22 protein-coding genes, 1 tRNA gene and 1 pseudogene are annotated in these 24,426 nt (G+C 67.1%); 13 read left to right on the plus strand and 11 right to left on the minus strand.

Translation table 11 applies throughout. The features are described 5' to 3' along the window. Positions 1–321 precede the first annotated feature (321 nt). Positions 322–675, plus strand: coding sequence for a hypothetical protein (locus tag PMES_RS04995; protein ID WP_159964428.1), 354 nt, complete (start codon positions 322–324; stop codon positions 673–675). Positions 676–690: 15 nt separating this feature from the next. On the opposite strand, the gene PMES_RS05000 is transcribed toward PMES_RS04995, so the two are convergent. After that, positions 691–1,023, minus strand: coding sequence for a hypothetical protein (locus PMES_RS05000; RefSeq protein ID WP_159964429.1), 333 nt, complete (start codon positions 1,021–1,023; stop codon positions 691–693). A 216-nt stretch (positions 1,024–1,239) separates the two neighbouring features. On the opposite strand from PMES_RS05000, the gene PMES_RS05005 reads away from it, so the two are divergent. Continuing rightward, the gene (locus PMES_RS05005) at positions 1,240–2,475 is read left to right on the plus strand and encodes a MobA/MobL family protein (protein ID WP_159964430.1); all 1,236 of its coding nucleotides are present in this window, start codon (positions 1,240–1,242) and stop codon (positions 2,473–2,475) included. 119 nt (positions 2,476–2,594) lie between these two features. Here PMES_RS05005 and PMES_RS05010 read toward each other — a convergent pair whose 3' ends face one another. Further along, positions 2,595–3,317 (minus strand): hypothetical protein, encoded by a 723-nt coding sequence (locus PMES_RS05010; protein WP_159964431.1) that lies wholly within the window; start codon positions 3,315–3,317, stop codon positions 2,595–2,597. A gap of 501 nt (positions 3,318–3,818) precedes the next feature. Here PMES_RS05010 and PMES_RS05015 point away from each other — a divergent pair. After that, on the plus strand, positions 3,819–4,214 hold the full coding sequence (locus PMES_RS05015; protein ID WP_159964432.1) for a hypothetical protein: 396 nt from the start codon (positions 3,819–3,821) through the stop codon (positions 4,212–4,214). After that, positions 4,211–4,675: a hypothetical protein gene (locus PMES_RS05020; RefSeq protein WP_159964433.1), complete on the plus strand. Its 465-nt coding sequence runs from the start codon at positions 4,211–4,213 to the stop codon at positions 4,673–4,675. The genes PMES_RS05015 and PMES_RS05020 overlap by 4 nt, the downstream gene beginning before the upstream one ends. 186 nt (positions 4,676–4,861) lie before the next feature. On the opposite strand, the gene PMES_RS05025 is transcribed toward PMES_RS05020, so the two are convergent. After that, positions 4,862–6,301, minus strand: coding sequence for a DUF6538 domain-containing protein (locus PMES_RS05025; RefSeq protein ID WP_159964434.1), 1,440 nt, complete (start codon positions 6,299–6,301; stop codon positions 4,862–4,864). Positions 6,302–6,649: 348 nt separating this feature from the next. Here PMES_RS05025 and PMES_RS05030 point away from each other — a divergent pair, with 348 nt between their 5' ends. Then, the gene (locus PMES_RS05030) at positions 6,650–7,354 is read left to right on the plus strand and encodes an SCO family protein (protein WP_438943225.1); all 705 of its coding nucleotides are present in this window, start codon (positions 6,650–6,652) and stop codon (positions 7,352–7,354) included. A gap of 24 nt (positions 7,355–7,378) precedes the next feature. On the opposite strand, the gene purU is transcribed toward PMES_RS05030, so the two are convergent. From purU to PMES_RS05055, 5 genes are all read right to left on the minus strand, one after another. Further along, positions 7,379–8,236, minus strand: coding sequence for a formyltetrahydrofolate deformylase (purU, locus tag PMES_RS05035; RefSeq protein WP_159964436.1), 858 nt, complete (start codon positions 8,234–8,236; stop codon positions 7,379–7,381). 196 nt (positions 8,237–8,432) lie between these two features. Further along, a tRNA-Thr gene (locus tag PMES_RS05040) sits at positions 8,433–8,508 on the minus strand. Between the two features lie 52 nt (positions 8,509–8,560). Next, a complete protein-coding gene (locus tag PMES_RS05045) occupies positions 8,561–10,207 on the minus strand; it encodes a heme biosynthesis protein HemY (RefSeq protein WP_159964437.1) in 1,647 nt (548 codons plus the stop codon). Positions 10,208–10,217: 10 nt separating this feature from the next. Beyond that, positions 10,218–12,224, minus strand: a complete 2,007-nt coding sequence (locus tag PMES_RS05050; RefSeq protein ID WP_159964438.1) for a hypothetical protein — start codon at positions 12,222–12,224, stop codon at positions 10,218–10,220. A gap of 106 nt (positions 12,225–12,330) precedes the next feature. Continuing rightward, on the minus strand, positions 12,331–13,044 hold the full coding sequence (locus PMES_RS05055) for a uroporphyrinogen-III synthase (RefSeq protein ID WP_159964439.1): 714 nt from the start codon (positions 13,042–13,044) through the stop codon (positions 12,331–12,333). Positions 13,045–13,168: 124 nt separating this feature from the next. Here PMES_RS05055 and tsaD point away from each other — a divergent pair, with 124 nt between their 5' ends. The 3 genes from tsaD (at position 13,169) to PMES_RS05070 (ending at position 16,437) form a co-directional block, all read left to right on the plus strand. Further along, positions 13,169–14,266, plus strand: coding sequence for a tRNA (adenosine(37)-N6)-threonylcarbamoyltransferase complex transferase subunit TsaD (gene tsaD / locus PMES_RS05060; protein WP_159964440.1), 1,098 nt, complete (start codon positions 13,169–13,171; stop codon positions 14,264–14,266). Between the two features lie 11 nt (positions 14,267–14,277). Then, on the plus strand, positions 14,278–14,706 hold the full coding sequence (locus tag PMES_RS05065; protein ID WP_159964441.1) for an EVE domain-containing protein: 429 nt from the start codon (positions 14,278–14,280) through the stop codon (positions 14,704–14,706). Between the two features lie 189 nt (positions 14,707–14,895). Further along, on the plus strand, positions 14,896–16,437 hold the full coding sequence (locus tag PMES_RS05070) for an AMP-binding protein (protein WP_159964442.1): 1,542 nt from the start codon (positions 14,896–14,898) through the stop codon (positions 16,435–16,437). Between the two features lie 37 nt (positions 16,438–16,474). Here PMES_RS05070 and PMES_RS05075 read toward each other — a convergent pair whose 3' ends face one another. Both PMES_RS05075 and ahcY read right to left on the minus strand, forming a co-directional pair. Next, complete coding sequence (locus PMES_RS05075; RefSeq protein ID WP_159964443.1) at positions 16,475–16,816, minus strand: DUF2853 family protein; 342 nt, start codon at positions 16,814–16,816, stop codon at positions 16,475–16,477. 178 nt (positions 16,817–16,994) lie between these two features. Next, positions 16,995–18,383 carry an adenosylhomocysteinase gene (gene ahcY, locus PMES_RS05080; RefSeq protein WP_159964444.1) on the minus strand — a complete coding sequence of 463 codons (1,389 nt, stop codon included), beginning with the start codon at positions 18,381–18,383 and terminating at the stop codon, positions 16,995–16,997. A gap of 169 nt (positions 18,384–18,552) precedes the next feature. On the opposite strand from ahcY, the gene PMES_RS05085 reads away from it, so the two are divergent. Both PMES_RS05085 and PMES_RS05090 read left to right on the plus strand, forming a co-directional pair. Next, on the plus strand, positions 18,553–19,506 hold the full coding sequence (locus PMES_RS05085; RefSeq protein WP_159964445.1) for a glycosyltransferase family 8 protein: 954 nt from the start codon (positions 18,553–18,555) through the stop codon (positions 19,504–19,506). Continuing rightward, the gene (locus PMES_RS05090) at positions 19,503–20,087 is read left to right on the plus strand and encodes a YfbR-like 5'-deoxynucleotidase (protein WP_159964446.1); all 585 of its coding nucleotides are present in this window, start codon (positions 19,503–19,505) and stop codon (positions 20,085–20,087) included. Before PMES_RS05085 ends, PMES_RS05090 begins: the two co-directional genes overlap by 4 nt. Positions 20,088–20,102: 15 nt before the next feature. Here the strand turns inward: PMES_RS05090 and PMES_RS05095 are convergent, their stop codons facing one another. Continuing rightward, positions 20,103–20,657 carry an ActR/PrrA/RegA family redox response regulator transcription factor gene (locus PMES_RS05095; protein ID WP_159964447.1) on the minus strand — a complete coding sequence of 185 codons (555 nt, stop codon included), beginning with the start codon at positions 20,655–20,657 and terminating at the stop codon, positions 20,103–20,105. 196 nt (positions 20,658–20,853) lie between these two features. Between PMES_RS05095 and regB the strand changes: the two genes are divergently transcribed. The 3 genes and pseudogenes from regB to tsaE form a co-directional block, all read left to right on the plus strand. After that, complete coding sequence (regB, locus tag PMES_RS05100) at positions 20,854–22,239, plus strand: sensor histidine kinase RegB (RefSeq protein WP_159964448.1); 1,386 nt, start codon at positions 20,854–20,856, stop codon at positions 22,237–22,239. A 104-nt stretch (positions 22,240–22,343) separates the two neighbouring features. Next, positions 22,344–23,960: a PAS-domain containing protein gene (locus PMES_RS05105; RefSeq protein ID WP_159964449.1), complete on the plus strand. Its 1,617-nt coding sequence runs from the start codon at positions 22,344–22,346 to the stop codon at positions 23,958–23,960. A gap of 42 nt (positions 23,961–24,002) precedes the next feature. Beyond that, positions 24,003–24,413: pseudogene (gene tsaE, locus PMES_RS16660) on the plus strand (tRNA (adenosine(37)-N6)-threonylcarbamoyltransferase complex ATPase subunit type 1 TsaE); the annotation flags it as partial. Positions 24,414–24,426 lie beyond the last annotated feature (13 nt).

A 24,426-nucleotide genomic window follows, 5' to 3' on the forward strand; every position in this document is an offset into this window, starting at 1 on the left:
CGCAAAGCCGCCTCGACGACCTGCTGCCGTGGAACTTCAAGCCGTCAAGCTGAACCGCTGGTGCTGTTCAGCTAACGCTTACGGTAATCGTCTGGCGGATCGAAGCCGCCTTCGCCCGCATCGACCGGATCACCGATGAGGCCAGCCGCGCCGCCCATCTCCTCGAACGCTCGACGAGCGCCTGCTGGCCAAGGCCTTCCGCGGAGAGCTCGTCCCCCAGGACCCCGACGACGAACCCGTCGAAGCCCTCCTCGCCCGCATCCGCGAAGCTCGCGCCGCCGCCCCCAAGGCGAAGCGTGATCGCAAGAGGGTGGCATCAGGATGACGACCGAGTATCGCAGCGCCCCCATCACCGAGGGAAACCTCAACGCCTTCCGTATCACGGTGACTCCCTTCCGGCATCTGCTGCCCCACGATGTCATCGGCTCGAACGACAAGGCCGATGCCGCCCCCTCCGCGCTGAAGCTGCACTGGCGACATCATTCTGTCGCGACCGACATCCCCCGGTATCCGCATGACAAGGCGCCGCGAGGGTTCTTTCGAGATCGGTCCTTCGCGAAGCTCGTGCTTGACGACAGCGGCGCGGAGGTCGGAGACACCGTCGTCTTCGAGAAGCTCGGCTCTCACGAATTCCGCCTGCATGTTGAGAAGCCCTCCGGCCGCCGCATCTCCTGATTTCATGCGAGCCGCTCAGGAATTCCCGAAGGGGAGACCGGGCGTCTCGCCCGATCTATCCTCCGGCTTCCTGGGCGCTTCATTCTTCTTGTCCAATGCGGGCAACCCGAGAAAGACCCGGTCCTTCGGACGCGTGATGTGCGCCTCGACGCGGGCCAGACTGCGCCTGCGCGCATCCTCCGACAAGGTCTCGAGCCCGGCCAGATAGGCCGCCCCGTAAAGCACCTTTCGGCGCACGTCGTCCTTGCGCTCCTGCTTGGTTGCCTCGGCCTTCAGATCCTTCAACCGAGCGCGTCGCTGCTCCATCTCTTTCTCGATCTTCGCGATCCTGTCGTCGATCTTGGACATGGCCGTTCCTTTCGCCGCATGATTTGACGAGGGGGAGATCGTGCCTGCTCCGGTGGGCCGCACCTCTTTTGATGGGAGATTTTCGGGTCCCACCGAGAGACCCCGCCAAGCCCGCGGCCAAAGCCAAGGGCGCAATTACGCAAACCGAAGGTTTGCAGCGCGCCTGCCGCGGGCTTTTCTTCAGCGGAGATCGGTTGCAGGCCCGATCTCCACTCCATGGAACAGACAAAGCTTCATCCTGCGAGCCACTGCCCTCTCTTTGTCCTGTCGCGGTCAGACGGGCGCTCGTCGGTCGCGGCTGCCGCCTACGCCTCACGCTCCCGCATGACGGACCAACGGACCGGCCTCATTTACAATTACCGCAGCGTGCCTGGCCTGCTTGGCGAGGGTCTTGTCCACTGGGATGGTAGCGCAGAGGAACTCTGGAATGCGGCCGAGGCGAGCGAGAGTCGCATCAATGCGCGTGTCGCTCGGGAACTGCGGCCCGCGCTGCCTGCCGAGCTGCCGCTCGACGATCAGCTGCGCCTGGTTCGAGGGTTCTGTCTCTTCCTGAAGGATCGCTACGGTGTGGCGGCTCAATGGGTTGTGCATGCGCCAACGTTTCTTGATGAGGGCGTGGGTAAGCACCTTTGGAAAGGGCGCAACTCTGACGAGGGGCGGAAAAATTACCTCGATGCTCTCAACGATCCCGACAGAACGAACCTGAATTTTCACGCTCACATCCGATGGACAGTGCGGGAAGTCGATCGCGACACTGGAGTGTTTGGCAAGAAGACCCGAACCCTCGATGACAAGGCTACAGGGGCTAAGGAGGTCAAGGCGATCCGTGCCGAGTGGGAGCGGCGGACAAACGCCGCGCTGGAGAGAGCCGGGTCTCACGCGAGGATCGACCTCCGGTCCTACAAGGACATGGCGGCCGCGGGCGATGCGCCAGAAGACTTACAGGCGCAAGAACACGCGGGACCTCGCCGGACAGCAAAACTCCGGAAAGCGATGGACCTCTTCGACGAGCCCTTGGTCGCGGGGCGCAACGCGATGGTGCGCGAAGAAAACGAGATGCGGTGGGAGACCTGGTTCGAACTCCGCCGCCTCGCTCGCAAGAAGGCTCGGCTCGAGGGCGAGTCCGAACGCGTCGCTCAAGAGAACGAGCAGCGGCGGCGGGCGCAGGCCGAAGTCGACAAGAAAAAACTTCGGGAAGCTACGACGGCCGATGAGCGTGCTCTCGCACTCGCGCAAGCCGGCGCGGTGGATGCTCCTGTAGCGGGCGATGCGATGGATGCCGCGCTGGCGTGGGCGCAGAACTCTGATGCGTCGCCCGAAGGTTCGGGGGACGCATTCGAGCGGCCCGTTGATCTGGAGGCCCCTCGTGATCCAGATGCGCCGCCACCGCCCGGCGAACCTCTCCGGGTTAAGCGCTACGCGCCCGAAAGGGTCCGCGTCAGAAATGATTGAGGGGCTGGGTCAGTGGTCCCCCAAAGAAAGCTTTCCACTAAGGCAAGAGCCCCCCTGGCAGTTCCCCTGGCGTCGCCAACGACATCACGGCGCATGGCGGCGCGTGAGCCTGAGCGGGCCTATGCTACTTTCCGTGCGGATGACTTTCCGCCGCCGGCGCGTTTGGACCTCTTCGCGGCCTGAAGCTGGCCGAGATCGACGCGGCAGGTCCCCCCAGGAAGCCTCTTACGACTCTTCTCAAGGAAATCCCGGTAGGTGAAGATGGCTCGTGAGGCCGTGGGTAGATCCTTGCAGTCATAATGTGGAAGTCTACTCCGGTCGTGGGGCGCCAGGCTGTCCCACCAGGCGCTGGCTCGCAGTGCTTCAACGGCCAGAAACTCCTTCGCTTCAGCGAGGGCGGCGACCGCTTCCATTCGCGCATGGGCCGACTCGTCGCAACGTGCCTCACGCTCGTTCTTGGCGATCTCTGTCAAAACGGCGTCATTTAAGTGTTTCGAGCCGTCGAAATCGTGCACCGGTCTCCGATAGCCTGAAATCGCCTCCAGTTCCTCTACCGTCAGGGCAGCGAGTTCTCGGCCATGCGCGCTACGTCGGCGGGTGACCTCGTGTGCGAACCAGAAATCCTCCGCTGCCCGGCTCAGATCATGCTCGGCCCGCCAGAAACCCTCCGCCAGTGACATGGAACAATGGAACGCGTGGGGAGGCACTGAAGAGGGCTCAGCGGCCACTTCGAAGCTTGCCGCCTCGAAGGTGCCATCCTGCCCGCATTGCACAGACACGAGCACGCCGATGGAAGCGCCATGGTCCGGTGTCATGAAGCGCTCGAGTTTCTCGAGCGTCATTTTGCGAGCTGCCTCGCGAATTTCGTATGCGGCCGCGGACGCGGCCTCGACCAAAGGTCGTGGGCTTGGGCAGGGGCAAAGGATCATTTGGATCTCCATTATCTCTTGGAGTTCGGAAGATTGGATCGAGCCCTCGCAGACGAAAAAGCGGCAAGCCAATCTTTATGCCCCGGGTCGCACTTTTTTGGAGCAGTAGGCGTGAATAGACGCCTGATCTTGGTCACGATGGTGCAATGCGTGCTGGGGGAGGCGAAAGGTCGAGAGGGGGCACCCCTCTCGACACTCTCCCCGTCAGGCCGTGACCGCGGTCCCGCGGACAGAGCCGCGCATCCGGCTGCGCCGGGAAAGAAGAGGCGGTCCGCGTAGGTCCCTCCTTCCCGCCCAGCTCCTCGGGTGAGAGCCGAACGGGAAGGAGGGACGCGCCGGCTCGAGGAAGAGGTGGATCGAACATCCGAACATTGACCCGGCCCCAGCCGGAACACTCCGAAGAATGGAGACACCATGTTCGACTTCACCAACACCATCGCCACCCCACTGTCGCCCGCTCTCGGGGACCTGCGATCCTTCGCTGCCGAGAACGCCGAAGGGCTCGCCTGCGCCGCCGCGCTCTTGGGCGCGGCGCCGGGAGTGCGCACCGCCCTGACGGCGCTGGACGGTCTGGCCGTCCCCGGCCGCCCGACAGGACGCACGATGCGCGCGCTCGACGATCTGGTCGACCTTCTCACGCTCGAGCATGTGCATGAGCCGCATCGGATCGAAGCCGCCTGCTTCGCAGTGCTCGATCCGACCGAACCGGTTGTCGAGGAGATCTGCATCCTCGCCGACGGCCTCGCCGATGCACTCGACGCATACCGCGAGGAAGCGCCCGAGCAGGTCACCCCGGGTGTGGCGGCGTGAGCCGGCCCCTCACGCTCCCCCGCTTCTCCGCCCTGATCGACGGCATCGACATGACGCCCAATCTGATCACTGGGCTCGTCACTGCGGCGCTGTTGCAGGCCGATGCCGTCGCGAACGAACTCTACGACACCGTCATGCCGGAGCTGCCACCTGCGCAGCGCGCGTTCCCGTCCATGATCGCGAGCAAGATCGCACGTCGCGACATCTTCGACGACAGCTTCGCCCGGGATCTCAAGGCGCTCATCGAGCGGCTCGGCGGGCAGGTCAAAGACCGCACGCACGTCTACTTCCATGCAGACGAGAACCACGTCCGCGGCGGCTACGAGAGCATCTTCCGCGAGCCCGGCGCACAGCCTCTCGTCGCGGCCATCGGCGAACTCGATCTGCTCTACGATCTCGTCGCCGCAGCACTCAGCGCCGCCGGCGCGGCGCGCGTTGCGGAGAACCTGATCGACGGATGAGCATCACGGCGCCCCGCGAAGGGGCGCCGTCCTTGAGGGTCGAATGGCCCGTGTCCATGGAAGGATCACCATGGGCAGGCGTGTTGGCCTCCACTCCTTCTACTGCGCCAGCTGACACGCCCTTGACCCACCGCTTGCGATGCGGCCGATGAAATGCGCTGCCAAGACGATAGGATCTTGAGCGGTCTACTTCAGCCGGAAACCCTCCGCCTCGATCAGTCGGTCGATCTCCTTCCAGAGGCGCTTTACTGGTCGGGGTTTCCAGTCATGGGTCTCGAACGTGATCATTTCCTGAAGAAGTGCGCGAATGCGCAGGTCAAGATCGCTTCCATAGACTGGGCGTCCCCGGACGCGACCGATCGAGTGCCCCATGAGATAAGCCCGCTCCTCGTTGGGCATCCCAACTTTCCCCATGCGATCCTCAAAGGAGTGTCGGGTGCCGCTGATGACGTAGCGGTCGTCCTTCTTGTCCTCCGGCAAAGGAGGAAAGAGACCGTTGTCACGCAGAAAGCCATTCACCTTGCCCGAGTAGGTCGCTTTCCCCCGGTATTGGGTGAAGCCACGCGGATGACGACGCATGGCCTCCAGCGCCGGTCCCAACAGGACCACTGCGCGCTTCGAAGACGGACCTTTCAGTTGCCGGCGATCGGGGCCCTCCTTGACGACCTGTAGCATGAGATGCGGGATCGGATCATCAAGATGGATGTCTGCTTCCGGCAGATCGTAGATCTCGGACGCCCGGCACCCGCAGATCGCCGCGATAATGGCGATGTCGGAGGCCTCCTGATCCAGCCCTTCGAGAATTCGGTCCCGAACCAGTCGCTCTTTGATCCAAAGCTCCGGCAAAGGAAGCTTCTTCCGCTCGTCGCCGTCCTCGTGAGCGAGCTTCTCCACGCGCATGTCCTTGAACACGTTGATCCGCTTGCTCTTGGGAAGCCGGATATCCTCGAAGTGCGCGTCAATCATCTGGCGAACGTAGCGCACCTGCTTGTTCGCGTAGTTGGTAGTGACGGCGCCGGACCTGGCGCGCTTCTTCCAGAAGTCTTCGTAGTCAGCGGCGTCTTGCTCGGAGATCGTGAGGACTGTCCGCTTCCCGATGTGGGTGGCGAAGTCCTTGGCTGCCCGCTTGTAGTTGCCGAGCCACTCGCGACGCTGACGATCATTCTTGGCCCGGATTTCCGCCTCCCTCAACACCGGCATCCGTTTCGCCATCTCTTCAAGAGTGGCGTCCGGCAGATCGATGGCCCCGAGGGCCGCCGGAATGGCCGCCGAGTTGGGTTCCAAATTTGCGATCGCCTCGATCCGCGAGAGAAGGTCGTCGACGGGGCCGTTGAGGAGATCATCCATGGGGCTAAACGACATGCCCCAGCCCTTGAGCAACTCGATCGACGTATCAAAGATCGCGCGGGTGTCGGCGGCCTTTCCAGCGCGCCGTGCCCGCCATTCGTTGATGAGCGCTGCCCGCATGATCGCGCACTGCGCTTCAGCCTCAACTCTGTCGCGAGTCTTCAGAGATCGGTTGATCTCGTCGAGCGGCTCGACATCGGCGAACTCAGCCGGGACGCGCATTCGAAGGTAGTAGGTCTTTCCTCGAAGATCGAGGTAATCGGCGGTAGTCGTTGGCACAGGATCTGCCCCACAAAGTGCCCCACATTTGGGCGGTTTTCAGGAACCCCACCCGTCGCCAGATGGAGCGGTTTCGCCCTGAAAACTTGGGTTCATCTTGTCCGACAGGGAAAAACCGGATCTCCCTCAGGACAGCCTCTCCTGGGCACCAAAGTCGGCTCCCCTATATTGTCCGCAAGAATGCGTCCCCCGCTTATGGCCGGGTATGACTTTCTTTGGGAAACGGGTCGTGTTTTTCAGATTGGCAACGCTTGGACTGCGACAGTATGACCGGGCGCGTTCAGCGGACCCGGCGGCGATACACCGTTCACCGGCGCAACCGTGCGCGCAACGAAAGGTCGAGAAATGATGCACGTGAAACGTCTGATCCTGGCCGCGGGCCTCGCGATGTCGCTGGCCCCGCCCGCCGCGGCCGATCATCCCGGCGCGCATCTCGACCGCGAGATGTTCGAGAAAGAAACCTATTTCCAACCCGCGGATCACGAGACCGCGCCCGGCTTCGCGCTCGTCGACGCGCAGGGCACCCCCGTCTCGCTCGATGAGCTGAGGGGCAAGATCGTCATCCTGAACTTCATCTATGCGAGCTGTCCCGATTTCTGCCCCCTCCACAGCCAGAAGATCGCCGATGTCCAGGAGTTGATCAACGCCTCGGCGATGAAGGACATGGTGGAATTCGTCTCGATCACCACCGATCCCGAAGAGGACACGCCCGAAGTGCTCGCCGGCTACGGCGAACTGCACGGGCTCGACGGTGCGAACTGGCGTATCCTGACGGCCGGTCCCGACGACGCGGCCGATGTCACCCGCGAACTGGCCAGGGCCTACGGCGTCGACTTCATGACCAGCGAGATGAGCGATGAGATGATGCACGGCGTCGTGACATTCGTCATCGACCAGGAGGGTGAACTCGCCGGGCGTTTCCACGGGCTCGCGTTCACAGACACGAACTTGGTGCTCTACGTGAACGGGTTGATCAACAACGCCCAGCACGCGGCCGGCAAGGCGGAGCAGGGCGGGCTGAAGGGCTGGCTTGGGGGCCTCGTGGGCAACTAGCCGCCGCCCTTCCGCGCGCCCCGCTCAGCGGCCGAAGACAACCGTCTTGCTGCCATTGATGAGCACCCTATCCTCCAGGAAGGAGGACACCGCGCGCGCCAGGACGCGGCGCTCGATGTCGCGTCCCTTGCGCACCAGGTCATCCGGGCTGTCGACATGGGTGATCCGCTCGACATCCTGTTCGATGATCGGCCCCTCATCCAGGTCGGAGGTGACGAAATGCGCCGTCGCACCGATCAGCTTCACCCCCCGCGCATGGGCTTGGTGATAGGGCCTGGCGCCCTTGAAGCCCGGCAGGAACGAGTGGTGGATGTTGATGCAGCGCCCCGACAGGAACCTCGCCAGATCGTCCGACAGGATCTGCATGTAGCGGGCGAGAACCACCAGCTCGGCCCCGGTGGCATCGACCAGCTCCTTGATTCGCGCCTCCTGCGCGGGCTTGGTGTCGCGGGTGATCGGCAGATGCGTGTAGGGCACATCGCCCAGCGGGCCGAGATCGAGCGCCTCGAGCGGGTGGTTGCCCGCGATGCCGACAAGCTCCATCGGCAACTCGCCGATCCGGTGGCGATAAAGCAGATCGACAAGACAGTGATCGAACTTGCTCACCAGCAGCAGCACCTTCCGGCGCGTATCGCCGCGGCGCAACATGTGGTCCATTCCGAATTGCTCGGCGCAGGGCGCGAACGCCTCACGGAAAGCTTCGAACTCCTTTGGCGCCATGGCATCGAAGGCCAGACGCATGAAGAACCGCCCGGTCTCGGGATCGTCGAACTGCGCGGCCTCGACGATATTGCCCCCGTGCCGGGCAAGAAGGCTCGTCACCGCCGCCACGATGCCGGGACGGTTGACGCATGACAGGGTGAGCAGGTTGGGTCGGGTCACTGTGGTCAATCTCCTCAAGCGCCGGGCCGGCAGCGGGCTGCCGCGTGGCGGTCTGTCGCAAGCCCGGGGCCATGGCAGCCCGAGCATGAAAGCGCAAGCGCTATCCGCGACGCGCAAGGCTTCGGCCGGGGCTGCGGACGATCAACGATGAACTGGGAGAGGGGCTGAACCGGAACAATGCCCCGGTGGGGGCAAGTGGTGCCGCTGAAGGGACTCGAACCCCCGACCCCATCATTACGAATGACGTGCTCTACCAGCTGAGCTACAGCGGCCCCGGCGCGCTCTTAGCAAGCTTTGCGCCGGGGGAAAAGAGCTGTTTTCACATCAGACGACGCCGGTCTTGCGTTCGTCCGCCTGTGCCGGGGTCGTCGCGGCGTCCGAACTCGCCGGCGCGCCGGGTCCGGCAGGCGTGACGATCGGTGCCGTGTCATCGGCCGGTGCGCGTTCTGGCACGGGAGCGAGCGTCGGATCCTCGCTGCCGGGCGCTTTCGAAGCGGAAGCGGACACACCCTGCGCGCCGCCGGTGGAGGGCGCCGACGCGGTCTGTGTGTCCTCATGCGAGCGATCGGTTTCGACGACCGTCCCCTGCTCCTCGACCTGCCCCACGATGAGCGGCAGCATTTCCGGCGATCCGGGGAGGACCGTGGTGCCGCTATGCGGCTCGCGCCAGCTCAGCGTGTCGAAGGCGCCGCAATTCTCGCAGACGGGCGACCAGTCGGAATGGATGTTCTGACAGTTGTCGCACACCCATTGCGGCCCGCGCGAGACGCTCAGCGCACGGGTCAGCCAACCGCGCACGATCGCGTCGCTCGCGCCCTCGCCCCGCTCGATCGCCGCCATGATGGTGACGGAGCGCGCCGTGGGGTGGCTGGTGGCCAGATCGCCGAGCGCCCGGCGCGCCGCGGGGAAATCCTCGTTCGCGATATGCAGCTCGGCGAGCAGCATCCGCGTTTCGGGATCCTCTGGGTGGATGCGCGTGAGGGTGCCGAAGCGCCTGATCCTGGCCTCCGGCGTCTCGTTGGGCTCGATCTTGGCGAATACCGCGGCGAGATCGGGATGCGGCTGATTCTCCCAGGCCTTCTTGATCACCCGCGTGGCATAGCGCTGCTGATTGTTGGCGATATAGGCCTTCGCGGCCAGGACGGCGGCCGGGATCAGGTCGGGCGACAGACGGTTCGCCTCGATGGCGTGATCGCGGGCCGCCATGCTCATCGCCGGGCCGCCATCCTCGTTCGCTTCCGAAAGGGCGAGGACCGCGTCGCGGCGCTTGTAGACATCGCGCGGCAGGGTGCCGTGCTTGAGCTTGGCGCCAAGCGTGCGCCGCGCGCCGCCCCAGTCTTCCTTGCCCGCCTGAAGGCGCAGCAGGATATCCTGCGTCTCGTCATGCTTGGGCTTCAGGGCGAACGCCTTCTCGGCGAGCTTGAGCGCGGTATCCGTATCGCCCTCGTCGAGCTTGTGCTTGAGCAGGCCGCGCACACCCACGAAGCGCGTGCGATCGTCGGCAAGCAGCTCCTTGTAGACAGTCTCCGCGCGGCGCTTGTCACCGACCATCTCCGCCGCCTGCGCGGTGATGAGATTGGTCAGTTCGGGACGGTGCAGATATTTCTCGGCCTTCTCCGCCTTGGAAAGAGCGACCCGCCCCTCCCCGGAAGCCAGCGCGAGCATTCCGTCGGCAAGGGCACGATAGCCCTTCGATTCGCGGCGGCGCGCGAAGTGGCGCGACAGGGCCGTCTGATCACCGTTGAGAAAACGGATCACGGCCAGAAGCATTCCGAGGATCTTGATGACGATCCAGACGGCGAGGACGAGAAGCGCCGCGGCGATGGCCGCCTGGAGCGGGCCGAGGGTGAATTCGGTGCCGCCGAAGGCGACCCTGATGGCACCGTCGGTTTCGAGCAGGTAACCCGCCCCGATGGTCAACGCCACGACGACAGCGATGAAGAGGACGATCTTGATAAGGGACCAGAGCATTCGGACGTCCTCAGTTGCTGGACAGTTGGGCGGTCAGATCCGAGAGCGCAGCGCGCGCCTCGAGCCGTCGTGTGGCGCGTGAGAGCCATGTATCCATGGCCTCGCGGCCGGATTGGGGCAGCGCCTGGAGTTCTTCGACGGCAGCGGCGAGATCACCTTCGCGAAGGCGCGCCTCGGCCCGCGACAGGATCGCATCGGCATCCGCGCCTTCCTTCTCGCTGAGCGAGCGCGCCCCGGTCTGGGACTTGAGGAAGGCACCGATGCGGTTGAGTGCGCCATCGCCCGCCGTCTGCGACAGGGACGCGTCGAGCCCGGCCCGCGCCAGGTCGGGATACTCGGCCTGAAGCTGCGCGAGGGTGGCCACGCCCTCCGGCGCGGGATCGGCGAGGGCCTGGGGCACCTGCGCATCGCTGCTCGCCTCGAAGGCGCCCAGCGCGTCCTGATAGGCCGTGCCGTTCTCGAGGGCCGCCTCGATCTGCGACAGCGCGGCGCGGCTCGAGACGCGCCGCGTCTCCTCCTCCGCCGCGGCCTCGGCCTCGGCGATCTGGGCGGCCTGCGCCTCGATGGTGCCGTTCAACTCGGCGATACGGCTCTCGATTTCCTGGTCAAGCTGCGCGATGCGCTCGTCGATCTGCCCGTTGATCTGGGAGACCCGGCTCTCGAGCGCGGCAAGATCCTCGGTGCTGGGGAATTCCTGTGCCTCGATCTGCGCGGCGAGCGCGCCGAGCTGTTCGGTCACGGTCGAAAGGCGACTGTCGAACTCGGCAAGGCCCTGCGCATCCTGCGTGCCGCCCTGCCCCGCGATCTCCTCGAGCCGCGCGGAAAGGGCCGCGCTGCCTTCCGCCGCGCTGCGCCGGATCTCCTCCAGCGCTTCCTGCGTGGCGGCGGGGGTCTCGTTGCCGGAAAGGCCGGCGACCGCTTCGCGCAGATCGTTGAGTTCGGTCTGAAGCCCGCCCACGGTCTCGTTCACGCCGGCAAGACGGTCATCCTGCGGAGCCTGCGACATTTGCGCCAGCTCATCCTGCAGCGCCGCGATGCGCGCGGCCTGCTCGTCGAGCCGAACCGTCAGCGGATCGGACTGCGCCTCATCGGTGGTTTGCTCGGTCGTGAAGGGGCGGAACTCCGTGTAATAGGCGGCAAGATAGCCGATCGCGCCGGCCGCGATACCGCCAAGCAGCATCGTCATGAAGCCCGGTCCCGATTTCATCCGCGGGGTGCGGGGCGGGGTCGAAGACCCTCCGCCATGTCCGGTCGCATCCGCGCCGCCATCGCCCGAGCGGGCGGCCGCGCCGCCTTGGGTGGTGGCGGCATCGGCATCGCGCGCGCCCGGCCCGCGGCCGGAGCGCGGCACGGAGCTGCTCGTGGCCATGCCGGTTTCGGATTTGCCGGCTTCGGGCTTGCCGGCTTCGGATTTGGAGGTTTCGGATTTGGCGCCGGCGGCGGTGGCACTGCCGGAGGACGGCGTTCCCGTCACGCCCGCATTCGCCCTGTCGTTCTTTGTCATGTCGGTTTCAGGCGTGTTCGTCTTTGTCATATCCGTCTTTCCGGCCGATCCCGCATCCCTGGGCGCGGCGGCATCCTTGTCCGAGGCTTTCGACTCGGCATCCGTGCCCGCGGCCTTCGACAACGGCGCGGGCGCGGCGGAAACGCCGACCGGCTCGTTGAGGCCCGGCTCGGAGGGGGAGGCGCCGGCACCCGGTCCATCCGCCATCGGCGCGGTCTTTTCCGCATCACGTCCCGTCGGAGCGTCGCCGTGTCCCGGCGCGGTGCCGGATGCGGCATCCGATGTCGAGCCCGGACCGGTCGTCCCGGCGGAGGAGGCATCGCCCGCGGCCTTGCCCTCGACCCCTTCGGAACCTGCCGCGGTATCGCCGCGATCGGGCGCGCCGGATAGCCGGGCACTCGCCGCGTCGAGCCGGTCGATCTCGGTGTCCTGCCCCGTGGCATTAGCGGTAGAAGTCCCGTCTTGACGGGCCCGTTTCGCCGACGAAGACGCCGGTTTCCTCGATTTTGCCACGGTCGTCACACCTCTCGTGATTGTCATTCCGGTAATAAGATACGCCAGCGCAAGCCAAAATCGACCTTATAGTTCCGTATCCCGGTCAACAAGCCCGCCGGAGCGGTCAGGTCTGTGCCGCGAGACGCACGACGATCCGCAAGATCTCATCCAGCATGGCCCTTGCCGTGGGCATCGGAACAACACTTGCCGGCGTCGTTCCGTTCCAGCATGCCGCCACGGCGGCGCTCATCGCCACCGCCCGGACCGGCGCCTCGGCCGCCGCGCTCGCCGATGACAAAAGCATCGCCGAGCGCGGCGAGAACAGCGGAACGATGACCGGCACCCGACCCCGCAGAAGCCCCAGCGCCGCCGTTGATAGCGCCGCCGCTTCCTGTGCATAGACGGTGATCCCGGCCGCATCGAACCCCTCTGCCGCCAGCATCCCTGCCAGGTCACCGGCAAGATGCGTGCCATGCAGATGGCGCAGTGGCCCGTCGGGCGCCTCCCTCACGATCAGGCGCACCAGGTCGCCCATGTCTCCCGCCGAGGACAGGCAGACCGCCCCGGCGGCCCGCGCCGCCGCCGCCGTGCGCGCACCCACCGCGAAGGCCCTGCGCCCGGCCATCGGCCAGAGCGCGGCGGCCGCCTCGACACCGTGTACCGAGGTGAAGATCGCCGCCGCGTCGGGCTCGAGCGGGCGGTCCGGGCGGCAGTGCACGATCGACAGGATCGGCGAGACCACGATGTCTCCGGCGAAACCGGCGGCGCGACAATCCTGGGCGAAGCCATGCGACTGTGCGCCGGGGCGGGTCAGCAGGAGGGCGGGCATCTGCGGCATCGGGGGCCTCGCGGGTTCGGGGCGGCCTGCCGGCGAGGCTTGCCGACATCGTGCGCCGCGGGGCATTGTCTGAGCGACACCCAGATGCTACGCGCCCCGCGGCCCCCGTGCAACCGGCAGGATCATGACCAACACGCTGACCATACTCGGCATCGAAAGCAGCTGCGACGACACCGCGGCCGCGATCGTGCGCCATGCGCCCGGTACCGAACCCCGGATCCTGGCGAATATCGTCTACGGGCAGGCCGAGCTGCACGCGGATTTCGGCGGTGTCGTGCCGGAGATCGCCGCCCGCGCCCATGCCGAGAAGGTCGATCTCGCGGTCGAGGCGGCCCTTTCCGAGGCCGGACTGGGTCTGCGCGAATGCGACGGGATCGCCGTCACCGCCGGCCCGGGACTGATCGGGGGGGTCCTGTCCGGCGTCATGCATGCCAAGGGCCTCGCCGCCGCGACCGGCCTGCCGCTTGTCGGGGTGAACCATCTTGCCGGGCATGCCCTGACGCCGCGCCTGGTGGGCACGGCGCCCTATCCCTACCTGATGCTGCTGGTCTCAGGGGGCCATTGCCAGTTCCTGATCGTGGAGGGCCCGGAAAGCTTCGTGCGCCTTGGCGGCACGATCGACGACGCGCCGGGCGGGGCCTTCGACAAGACCGCCCGGCTGCTGGGCCTGCCGCAACCGGGGGGCCCGCATGTCGAGGCCGAGGCGGCGAAGGGCGATCCGGACCGGTTCGCCTTTCCCCGCCCGCTCCTTGACCGGCCGGGGGCCGACATGTCCTTCTCGGGGCTGAAGACCGCCCTGATGCGGGCGCGCGATGGCTGCGTGGCGCGCTCGGGAGGGATCACCGCGCAGGAGCGCGCGGACCTGTGCGCCGGGTTCCAGGCCGCGATGCGCGACGTGCTGGCAGAGAAGGCGCGGCGGGCCATCGCGCTCTGCGCCGAGCGCGGGACCGTCCCGACGCTGCTGGCCGTGGCGGGCGGCGTGGCGGCCAATCTCGAGCTGCGCTCGGCGCTGGAGCGGGTCTGCGCGCAGGCCGGGCTCGCCTTCACAGCGCCGCCGCTGCGTCTTTGCACCGACAATGCCGCGATGATCGCGTGGGCGGGCATCGAGCGGATGCGTGCCGGCGCGCGCGACGACTGGACCCTCTCGGCCCGGCCCCGATGGCCGCTCGACGCGCGCGCGCCGGCCTTGCTGGGTGGCGGGCGCAAGGGCGCCAAGGCCTGAGGGCGCGCGACATGCAACACTGGCTCTTCAAATCCGAACCTTCCGCATGGTCGTGGCAGGCGCAGCTGGCGCGCGGGGCGCAAGGCGAGGAATGGTCGGGCGTGCGCAACTACCAGGCGCGCAACAACATGCGCCGCATGGCGGTGGGCGATCTGGGCCTCTTCTATCATTCGCAGCGCGAGCGCGCGGTCGTGGGCATCGTCGAGGTGATCGCCCCCGCCCATCCCGACAGCACCGCCCCGGGCGCGCCCCCCATCTGGGACTGCGTCGACATACGGGCCGTCAAATCCCTCGCCCGTCCCGTGACGCTGGCCCAGATCAAGGCCCGGCCCGAGCTTTCGCAGATGGCACTGGTACGCTTCGGCCGGCTTTCGGTGCAGCCCGTGCGCCCCGAGGAATGGGCGCTCGTGCTCGCGATGTCCGGCACGTCGCTTCCCTGACCGCCCCGGCGCGGCGCGCGGTCACGACAGCGCTGGAATGCCGCGGCCCGCCGGTCCATGCTGTCACGGCATGCCGTGCGCGGGCCGGTCATCGCGCCGCCGAAGCGGGGCGGCCGCGGCCGGTGGCTCCGCGCATGGCCGGTAACAGGGACCGGCGGCCGCGTGCCGCCGCAGGGGAGTGAGACAACCATGCTCTACAAGAGCGAATCTGCAGATGTGACGATCCCCGAGCGCAGCGTGACCTCGCTGGTGCTCGAAACCTTGGAGCGGCGCGGCGGTGCCACGGTGCTGACGGAGGGGACCAGCGGGCGATCCATGAGCGGCGCCGAACTGGCCGCCGGGATCCGCAAGCTCGCCGGCGGGCTTGCCAAGCGGGGCATCGGACCGGGCAGCCGGGTCGCCCTGATGGCGCCGAACATCCCCGAATACTGCCTCGTGTTCCACGCCGTGCTCTGGGCCGGGGCCACGATCACCACCGTCAACCCCACCTACACGGCGCATGAGCTCAATCACCAGCTCGTCGATTCGGGGGCCGAGCTCCTGATCGTGGCCGCGCCCTTCCTCGAGACCGCACGCCAGGGCGCCGAGGAATCCAGGGTGCGCGAGATCGCCGTGATCGGCGCGGCGCAGGGCAGCCTGACGCTGGACGATCTGATGGGATCGCCGATGCCCGAGCAGACGCCGATCGACCTGCATGCCGACGTGGCCGCGATGCCCTATTCATCTGGGACGACCGGCATGCCCAAGGGCGTCATGCTCAGCCACAGGAACCTCCTGGCCAACACACTGCAGGTCCGCTCGGGCCTCGATTTCGCCGAGGACGAGACGACGATCGCCTTCCTGCCCTTCTTCCACATCTACGGGCTGACGGTCATGATGAACGTCTACCTCTCCTCGGGCGGCCACCTGGTCACGTTGCCCCGCTTCGACCTGCCGCTCTTTCTCGAGCTGACGCAGAAGCACAAGGCACGCAAGCTCTTCGTCGTGCCGCCCGTCGTCCTCGCCCTGGCCAAGCATCCGGCCGTGGAGGAGTATGATTTGTCGAGCGTCGAGACGATCATGTCGGGCGCGGCGCCCCTCGGGGCCGAGCTTGCCGATGCCTGCGCCGCGCGGCTGGGCTGCGACGTGATCCAGGGATACGGCATGACGGAAATGAGCCCGGTCTCGCATCTGGGCCGTCCCCTGAGCGGCAAGACCGCCACCTCCGGTCGGCCTCTCGCGGGCACCGAATGCCGGATCGTCGATCCCGAGACCGGCAAGGACCGCGCGGCGGGAGAGGAAGGCGAGCTGTGGGTGCGGGGGCCGCAGGTCATGCTCGGCTATCTCGACAACGAGCAGGCAACCCGCGAGACCATCGTGGAGGATGGCTGGCTGCGCACGGGCGATCTGGCGATCGTCGATGACGACGGTGACTTCGTCATCCAGGAAAGGGTCAAGGAGCTGATCAAGGTGAAGGGGTTCCAGGTCGCTCCCGCCGAGATCGAGGCGCTCCTCCTGGCCCATCCGCAGATCGCCGATGCCGCCGTGCGCGCGCGCAAGGACGAGGAGGCCGGCGAGCGGCCCGTCGCCTTCGTGGTGCGCGCCCAGAACAGCCAGATCGACGCCGACGAGGTCAAGGCGCATGTCGCCGCCAAGCTCTCGTCCTACAAGCATCTCGCGGCGGTGGAATTCCTCGACGCGATCCCCAAATCGGCCTCCGGCAAGATCCTGCGCCGGCAGCTTCCCGCGTGAGCGGGCCCGGGGCCGCGCGCCGTGTCGGCGGGCGGCCTCAGGCGAAGCGGTCCTCCTTGCCGAACTGCCTGACCAGAAGGTAGTGCAGCACCGCCCTGTAGCGCGGCTGCGTATCCGGCGCGTAGGTCTCGAGGGCGATCTGGAGGGCGTCATCGAGCGCCCCGCCATCGGGCAGACCCAGTTTCCTGACCATAAAATTGCGGCGCAGGGCGGCCCGCTCGCCGGGGCGGCGCGGATCGAAGAGTGCCTTCTCGCGGTCATAGACCGAAGGGCCGCAGCCGGCCACGATCCGTTTCAGAAGATCGATATCGGGCGCCTGGGCACAGCGCGTGCGCAGCTCGTGCGCGTAAAGACCTACGAGACGGTCGCGTTTTCCCATTCCATATCCCCACCCTGGCTGCGCGCGCCCCGGCGGCACGCGGGCCCCAGACTAGGCCGGTGCCGGGGCGCGGCAAGGGAATTCGCCAGGCGAGGCACCCGCGCGCCGCGCCTCGCTGGCACGGAAAAGGGCCCCGCAATCGCGGAGCCCCCCGGCCGGACGCTGCCGGCGCCCCGGATCAGTAGCGGTAATGCTCGGGCTTGAACGGGCCTTCCGGCGTCACGCCGATATAGGAGGCCTGCTCCACGCTCAGCTCGGTGAGCTTGACGCCGATCCGTCCCAGATGCAGACGCGCGACCTTCTCGTCGAGATGCTTGGGCAGGATATAGACGTCGTTTTCGTACTTGCCCGCGTTCTGCCACAGCTCGATCTGCGCGAGCACCTGGTTGGTGAAGCTGGCCGACATGACGAAGGATGGATGGCCCGTGGCGTTGCCCAGGTTGAGCAGGCGCCCCTCGGAAAGCAGGATGATCCGGTTGCCCGAGGGCATCTCGATCATGTCCACCTGGTCCTTGATGTTGGTCCATTTGTGGTTCTTGAGATTGGCCACCTGGATCTCGTTGTCGAAGTGACCGATATTCCCGACGATCGCCATGTCCTTCATCTCGCGCATGTGCTCGATGCGGATCACGTCCTTGTTGCCCGTGGTGGTCACGAAGATGTCGGCGCGCGCCACCTCCTCTTCCAGCAGCACGACCTCGAACCCGTCCATCGCCGCCTGCAGCGCGCAGATCGGATCGACCTCGGTCACCTTCACACGCGCGCCCGCGCCGCGCAGGCTCGCCGCCGAGCCCTTGCCCACGTCGCCGTAGCCGCAAACAACCGCGACCTTGCCGGCCATCATCGTGTCGGTCGCGCGGCGGATGCCATCGACGAGGCTTTCCTTGCAGCCGTACTTGTTGTCGAATTTCGACTTGGTGACGCTGTCATTGACGTTGATCGCGGGGAAGGGAAGCCGCCCCTGCTTCTTGAGGTCATAGAGCCGGTGCACGCCGGTCGTGGTCTCCTCGGAGACGCCGCGGATCGCGTCCCGGGTTCTGGTGAACCAGCCGGGGCTTTCCTTCATGCGCTTCTTGATCTGCGCGAAGACGGCCTCCTCCTCCTCCGATGTCGGAACCTCGATGAGACCCGTCTCGCCCTCCTCGACCCGCGCGCCCAGCAGGACGTAGAGCGTCGCGTCGCCGCCATCGTCGAGGATCATGTTCGCGCCTTCCGGGAACTGGAACGAGCGGTCGAGATAATCCCAATGCTCGGTCAGCGTCTGGCCCTTGATCGCGAAGACCGGGGTGCCGCCCTCGGCGATCGCGGCCGCCGCATGGTCCTGCGTCGAGAAGATGTTGCACGATGCCCAGCGCACATCGGCGCCCAACTCGACCAGTGTCTCGATCAGCACGGCGGTCTGGATCGTCATGTGCAGGCTGCCGACGATGCGCGCCCCGCTCAGCGGCCTGGACTGGCCGTATTCCTCGCGCAGCGCCATGAGGCCGGGCATCTCTGTCTCGGCGATGTCGAGTTCCTTGCGCCCGTAGGCGGCAAGGGCGATATCCTTGACGATGTAATCCTTCATCGGACGTCCTTTCGAAGACAAGTCGTTCAGATCGACGCCACCTAGCATTTCACGGCCGCCGCAACAACGCGCGGCGGCATGTCCGGCGCCCCCGATTGCTGCGGCATGACCGCCCGTGCTACCTCTCGGCGGGCCGGCGGCGGGGCCGGCGCAGGGCCGGAGACGCAACGTGCCGCCAGATCATCCACGGGACAGCCAGGCCCGGCCGCGCGGCTGCGCGGTGCTGTGCTGCGACGCGGCCTTCCTGCCCTATGCGGCCTTCGCCGGGCATCGCATCCGGCTGGGTGCGCCCGATCTCGACGTGCTCATCTGCTCGAACCGGCCGCTGCCGATCCCGCCCGCGCTCGGGCTGTCCGGCCGCGTGATCGAGACCGGCGGCGCCTTCGACGCGCTCGACGCCGACGCACGCGTGACGGCGGCGACCTATCTGCGCCTTGCCCTGCCGGACGCGCTCGCCGGGGATTACGACCGTCTCTTCTATCTCGATTGCGACATCCATGTGCATCGCGGGGCCGGCGCGCGGATCGCGGCCCTGCTCGGCGCGCAGATGGGCGGATGCCCCGTCGCGGCGGTGCGCGACACCCAGCAATGGCGCAGTCCCGATGCGCATCTGAGCGACATGCGCGCGCTTGGCCTGCCGCCGGGGCCCTACCTGAATGCGGGCGTCATGATGATCGACATTCCCGCCTGGCGCCGGGCCGGTCTCACCGGGGAGGCGCTCGCGTTCGGCGCGGACCATGCGGGACGTCTCGAGCACCGCGACCAGACCCTGCTCAACGCCGTGCTGCAGGGACGCTGGGCGGAGCTGAGCCCGGTCTGGAACTGGCAATATACCCGCGCCTCCCGGATGTTCGAGGCGATGACCGCGCCGCATCTTGTGCACTTCATCGGCGCGGTGAAGCCCTGGGCCGATCCCGAAGGACGGCTCGCGCCGCGCTTCGCCGCGGCCCTTGCCGCCTTCATGGCCGAGCACTTTCCCGATCTGCCCCGCCCTGCGCCGGGCCGCGGCCCTCTGGCGATCCCCGGTGCCGCGCGGCATCTGGCCTGGCGGCACCTGCTGGCCGCCGACAGGATCGAGGCCTATCTCGCGCGTTTCGCCCATGACCTGGAGATCCGGACATGAGCCGGGCCTGGCAAAGGATGCTCTCGGGCCGCAGGCTCGACCTGCTCGATCCCACGCCGGTCGATATCGAGATCGAGGACATCGCCCATGGCCTCGCCTTCGTCGCGCGCTGGAACGGCCAGACGCGGGGCGATCATGCCTATTCGGTGGCCGAGCACTCCTTGCTGGTCGAGACGATCTTCGCGCGGCTCAGTCCTTCGGCCCCGGCGAAATGGCAACTCGCCGCCCTGCTGCACGATGCGCCGGAATACGTGATCGGCGACATGATTTCTCCGGTGAAGGCCGCGATCGGCCCGCAATACGAGCAGCTCGATGCCCGGCTGACGGCGGCGATCCATCTGCGGTTCGGGTTGCCGGCGGCGCTGCCGGCGGAGGTGAAGCGGAAGATCAAGCAGGCCGACAAGATCTCCGCCCGCCTCGAGGCCGTCATGATCGCCGGTTTTTCGGAGGCGGAGGCCAGCCGCATCTTCGGCAGGCCGCGCGCGGGGATGGATGATCTCCAGATCGTCCTGCGCCCTCCCGCACAGACGCGCCGCGCCTTCACCGCGCGCCACGAGACGCTGCTGCGCGCGATCGGCTAGGCGGGCGGGGACGCCTCAGCGCGGCGAACGCTTGGCCAGGATCCGTTGCAGGGTGCGGCGATGCATGTTCAGGCGCCGCGCGGTCTCGCTGACATTGCGGTCGCACATCTCGTAGACGCGCTGGATATGCTCCCAGCGCACCCGGTCGGCGGACATCGGGTTCTCGGGGGGGGGCGGCAACGCGTCGCCCCCCGCCAGCAGCGCGGCCGTCACGTCATTGGCATCCGCCGGCTTCGAGAGATAGTCGAGCGCCCCGATCTTGACTGCCGCCACCGCCGTGGCGATCGCCCCGTAGCCGGTCAGAACGATGATCCGGCTGTCCTCGCGCCGGGCCCGGATCGCCTCGACCACGTCGAGCCCGTTGCCGTCGAGAAGCCGCAGGTCGACCACCGCGTAGGCCGGCGGGCTTGCCTGCGCCAGTGCCTTGCCGGCCGCCACGCTCTCGGCGGTCCGCACCTCGAAGCCGCGCTTCTCCATGGCCCGCGCGAGGCGTTTGACGAAGGCCTCGTCATCATCGACCAGAAGCAATGACTTGTCGGGTCCGATTTCGGCTCCAAGGGTCTCCGCCATGCTCAGTTCTCCCCCGATCCGCGCCGGTTGGCGCCACCGTCCTGCCAATGATCTATGTCTGCAGGCCGATCCGGTCAAATCGAGGCGGCTGCAACGTGGCGGCAGGCGCACCGCCTGTGGCCATCATGCCGATCGCGGATTGCCCCGCCGGGGACCGCGGGCCATACTGCGCCCGTCGCGGGGCAGGAGCCGTTGGATGGACCAGACATCGCCGGTCTTTGCCCATACGCACAGGCCGAACTGGGTGCGGCTGCGCACGCTGCTTCTGCTGCGCTGGAGCGCCGTGATGGGCCAGATCGCCGCGGTCGTCGTGGCCCAGCGCCTCTTCGGATTGCAGCTCGAGGTCGGCTGGACCTATCTCGTGATCGGCTCGCTCGTCGCCTCGAACCTCGTCTCGGGCTTCGTCTATCCCCAGAACCGGCGGCTGAGCGAGGCGGAGCTGACGGCGCTGCTGCTCTTCGACATCACGCAATTGGGCCTGCTGCTTTTCCTGACGGGCGGGCTGAACAACCCCTTCGCCCTTCTGATCCTCGCTCCCGCCACGATCGCGGCGGCGGCGCTGCACCTGCGCGGATCGCTCCTCGTGGGCGCTGTCGCCATCCTGATCGTGACAGTGGTGACGCGCTGGCACTTTCCGCTCGTCACCCGCGAGGGCGCGATCATGCGGATGCCCACGGATTTCATCTTCGGCTTCTGGATCGCGATCATGATCGGCATCGTCTTCCTGTCGATCTATGCAAGGCGCGTGACCACCGAGGTGACGGCGATGTCGGACGCGCTCGCCGCCACGCAGATGGCCCTCGCCCGCGAACAGAAGCTCACCGACCTCGGGGGCGTCGTGGCCGCGGCGGCGCATGAGCTGGGAACGCCGCTCTCCACCATCACCCTGGTCAGCGGCGAGCTTCTCGACGAGATCGACGATCCGCTCATCCGCGAGGACGTGCAGCTGATCCGCGAGCAGGCCGACCGGTGCCGGGTGATCCTGCGCTCGATGGGCCGGGCGGGGAAGGATGATCTGCACCTGCGCCGCGCGCCTTTCGGGGCGGTGATCGAAGAGGCCGCGGAGCCGCATGCAGACCGCGGCAAGACCCTCCATTACGATATCCACCCCGCCGAGGGGGCCGTGGCCGCGCAGCCGGTGATCCCGCGCCGCCCCGAGATCATTCACGGGGTGCGCAACCTCGTGCAGAACGCCGTCGATTTCGCACAGAGCCAGGTCTGGATCGAGCTGCAATGGAGCCAGAGCTCGCTGTGGCTGCGGATCACCGATGACGGGCCCGGCTTTCCGCCCGTCATGCTGCCGCGCCTGGGCGATCCGTTCCTGCGCCGGCGCCGGGAAAGCGGCACCCAGTCTCCCCGCCCGGGCTACGAGGGTATGGGTCTGGGCCTCTTCATCGCCAAGACGCTCCTCGAGCGATCCGGCGCCGAGCTCAGCTTTGCGAACGGGCATGACCCCTTCGAGACCGGCCCGGTTCCGGAGCGCTGTGGTGCCGTCGTCGAGGCGATCTGGCCGCGCAGCGCCTTCGCGCCGGGCGAGGCCGATGCCCGCGAGCCGCTGGGTGAGAACCAGGTCTTCTCGTGACCCTCGCGGGGGCTGCACGAAATGGCGTTTGCGAAGGCCGACCCCGGGGCGAATCGCCGGGCGGAGCTGTGTGGTTAATCTCCCTTTAACCAAATGGCAGCACCGTGGACGGACCGCTTCTCATCCGCGAGGTTCTGCCCTTGTCCTTCCTCTGGCTCCAGGTGGCGATCGCCGCGCTCGCCGCGGGCACGATGCTGATCTACGTGACGCATGGCGTGCGCACGCGCCGCGATCCGCTCGAAAGCACGGTCCCGCTCAGCCTGCAGAGCACGCAGACGAGCTTCCTTCTCGATGGCGAGCGGATCGTCGATGCCACCGAGGAGGCGCGGCTCATGCTGGCGCGTAATCGGATACCCCAGTCGGGGCGGGCCGAACTCGCCGCCCTGCTCACCCGCAGCTTCGGCGATCTCGAGAGCGTCTGGCCCCGCGACGACGGGCCGGCCAACGGTGCCCTCCTCTCGCCCGACGGCACCCGCTGCCTGTCGCTGCGCCGCGAGGGGCAGATGATCAGGGTGACCATCTCCGATTGCGAATTGCTGGCCCGTCCCGGCGAGCGCGACCCCTGCCAGCATTCGGCCGAAACCGAGGAGCTGGACCATCTGCGCCTGGTGACCGACCGCATTCCCTTTCCCGTCTGGCGGCAGCGTCCCGACGGCGTCATCACCTGGTGCAACAAGGCCTATCTCGATCTCGCCTCCCAAGGGAGCGACGCGCCTGTCGGAACCTGGCCGCCGCCGATGGTGCTCAGCGTGGACGCGCAGACCCGCTGGCCCGAACACGAGGATGGGCGGCTGCGTCTGCAATCCTCCTGCAAGCCCGATCAATGGTATGATTGCCACCTGTCGCGGATCGGCGAGGACATGCTGATCTCGGCGAGCGACGCAAGCGGCATCGTGGAGGCCGAAACCTCGCGCAGCGACGTGGTGCAGACCCTGTCGAAGACCTTCGCGACCCTGACCATCGGCCTCGCCGTCTTCAGCCCCGATCGCCGGCTCGCCCTCTTCAACCCTGCGCTGACGGACCTGACCACCCTGCCCGTCACGCTGCTTCTCGAGCGGCCCGACTTCTTCAGTTTCATCGACGCGCTGCGCAGTCGCAAGAAGATGCCCGAGCCCAAGGACTACAAGACCTGGCGCGCGCAGATCGCCCGCTTCGACAGCTCGGACGCCGGCGCACCCTACAGCGAGGCCTGGCACCTGCCTTTCGGGCAGACCCTGAAGATCACCGGGCAGCCGCAGCCGAACGGCGCGCTCGCGCTGCTCTTCGAGGATATCACCGCCGAGATCAGCATGACGCGCAATCTCAGGGCCGAGCTCGAGACGGCGCAGACGGTCTTCAACGCGCTCGACGACGCTTTGGCGGTTTTCGATGCGGGTGGGACGCTGACCATGTCGAACGATGCCTACGACATCCTGTGGAAGGTCGAGACCCGCCATGGCGTCCTGGCCCAGACGATCGGGAACGCGGCCGAGCGCTGGCGCAATCTCAGCGTTCCTTGCGAGACGCTGAACGCGTTGCAGGCCTATCTTGCCGAGAGCGGCAAGACGGATGGCTGGGAGGGGGAGCTGCGCCTGCGCGACGGGCGCTCCCTGATCTGCCGTCTCGCGCCGATGCCCGGCGGTGCCCTGCGCGCCATGTTCACCCCGATGATCCAGCATCCCGCCCCGCGCCTGACCCCGGTCCACGACACGGCCGAGGAGGAGCTGCGCGTGGAGGGATGATCCGCCTTGCGGCCCTTCCGTGCGGGGGGTTAACTGCGCCGCATGACGGCCTCCATCTCCCTTTACCTGGACACGCCAGAGGATACCGATGCGCTGGCGCGCGAGATCGCCGGCCGGCTTCGTGCCGGCGACACGCTCCTGCTCGAAGGGCAGATCGGCGCCGGCAAGAGCCATTTCGCCCGCGCGGCCATCGCCTCCATGATGGAGCGGACCGGCGAGATCGAGGATATCCCCTCACCGACCTACACGATCGTGCAGGAATATACCGTCGGCACGCATTGGATCGTCCATGCCGATCTCTACCGCATCGGCGATGCGCAGGAGGTCATTGAACTGGGGCTCGACGGGGCCTTCGATGAGGGGATCTGTTTCGTCGAATGGCCCGAGCGGCTCGCAGAGCATCGCCCGCAAGAGGCCCTGACGCTGCAGCTGGAGCCCGAGGGGGAGGGCCGCAGGCTGACGGTGC

The organism is Profundibacterium mesophilum KAUST100406-0324 (assembly GCF_009835145.1).
Lineage (GTDB): Bacteria > Pseudomonadota > Alphaproteobacteria > Rhodobacterales > Rhodobacteraceae > Profundibacterium > Profundibacterium mesophilum.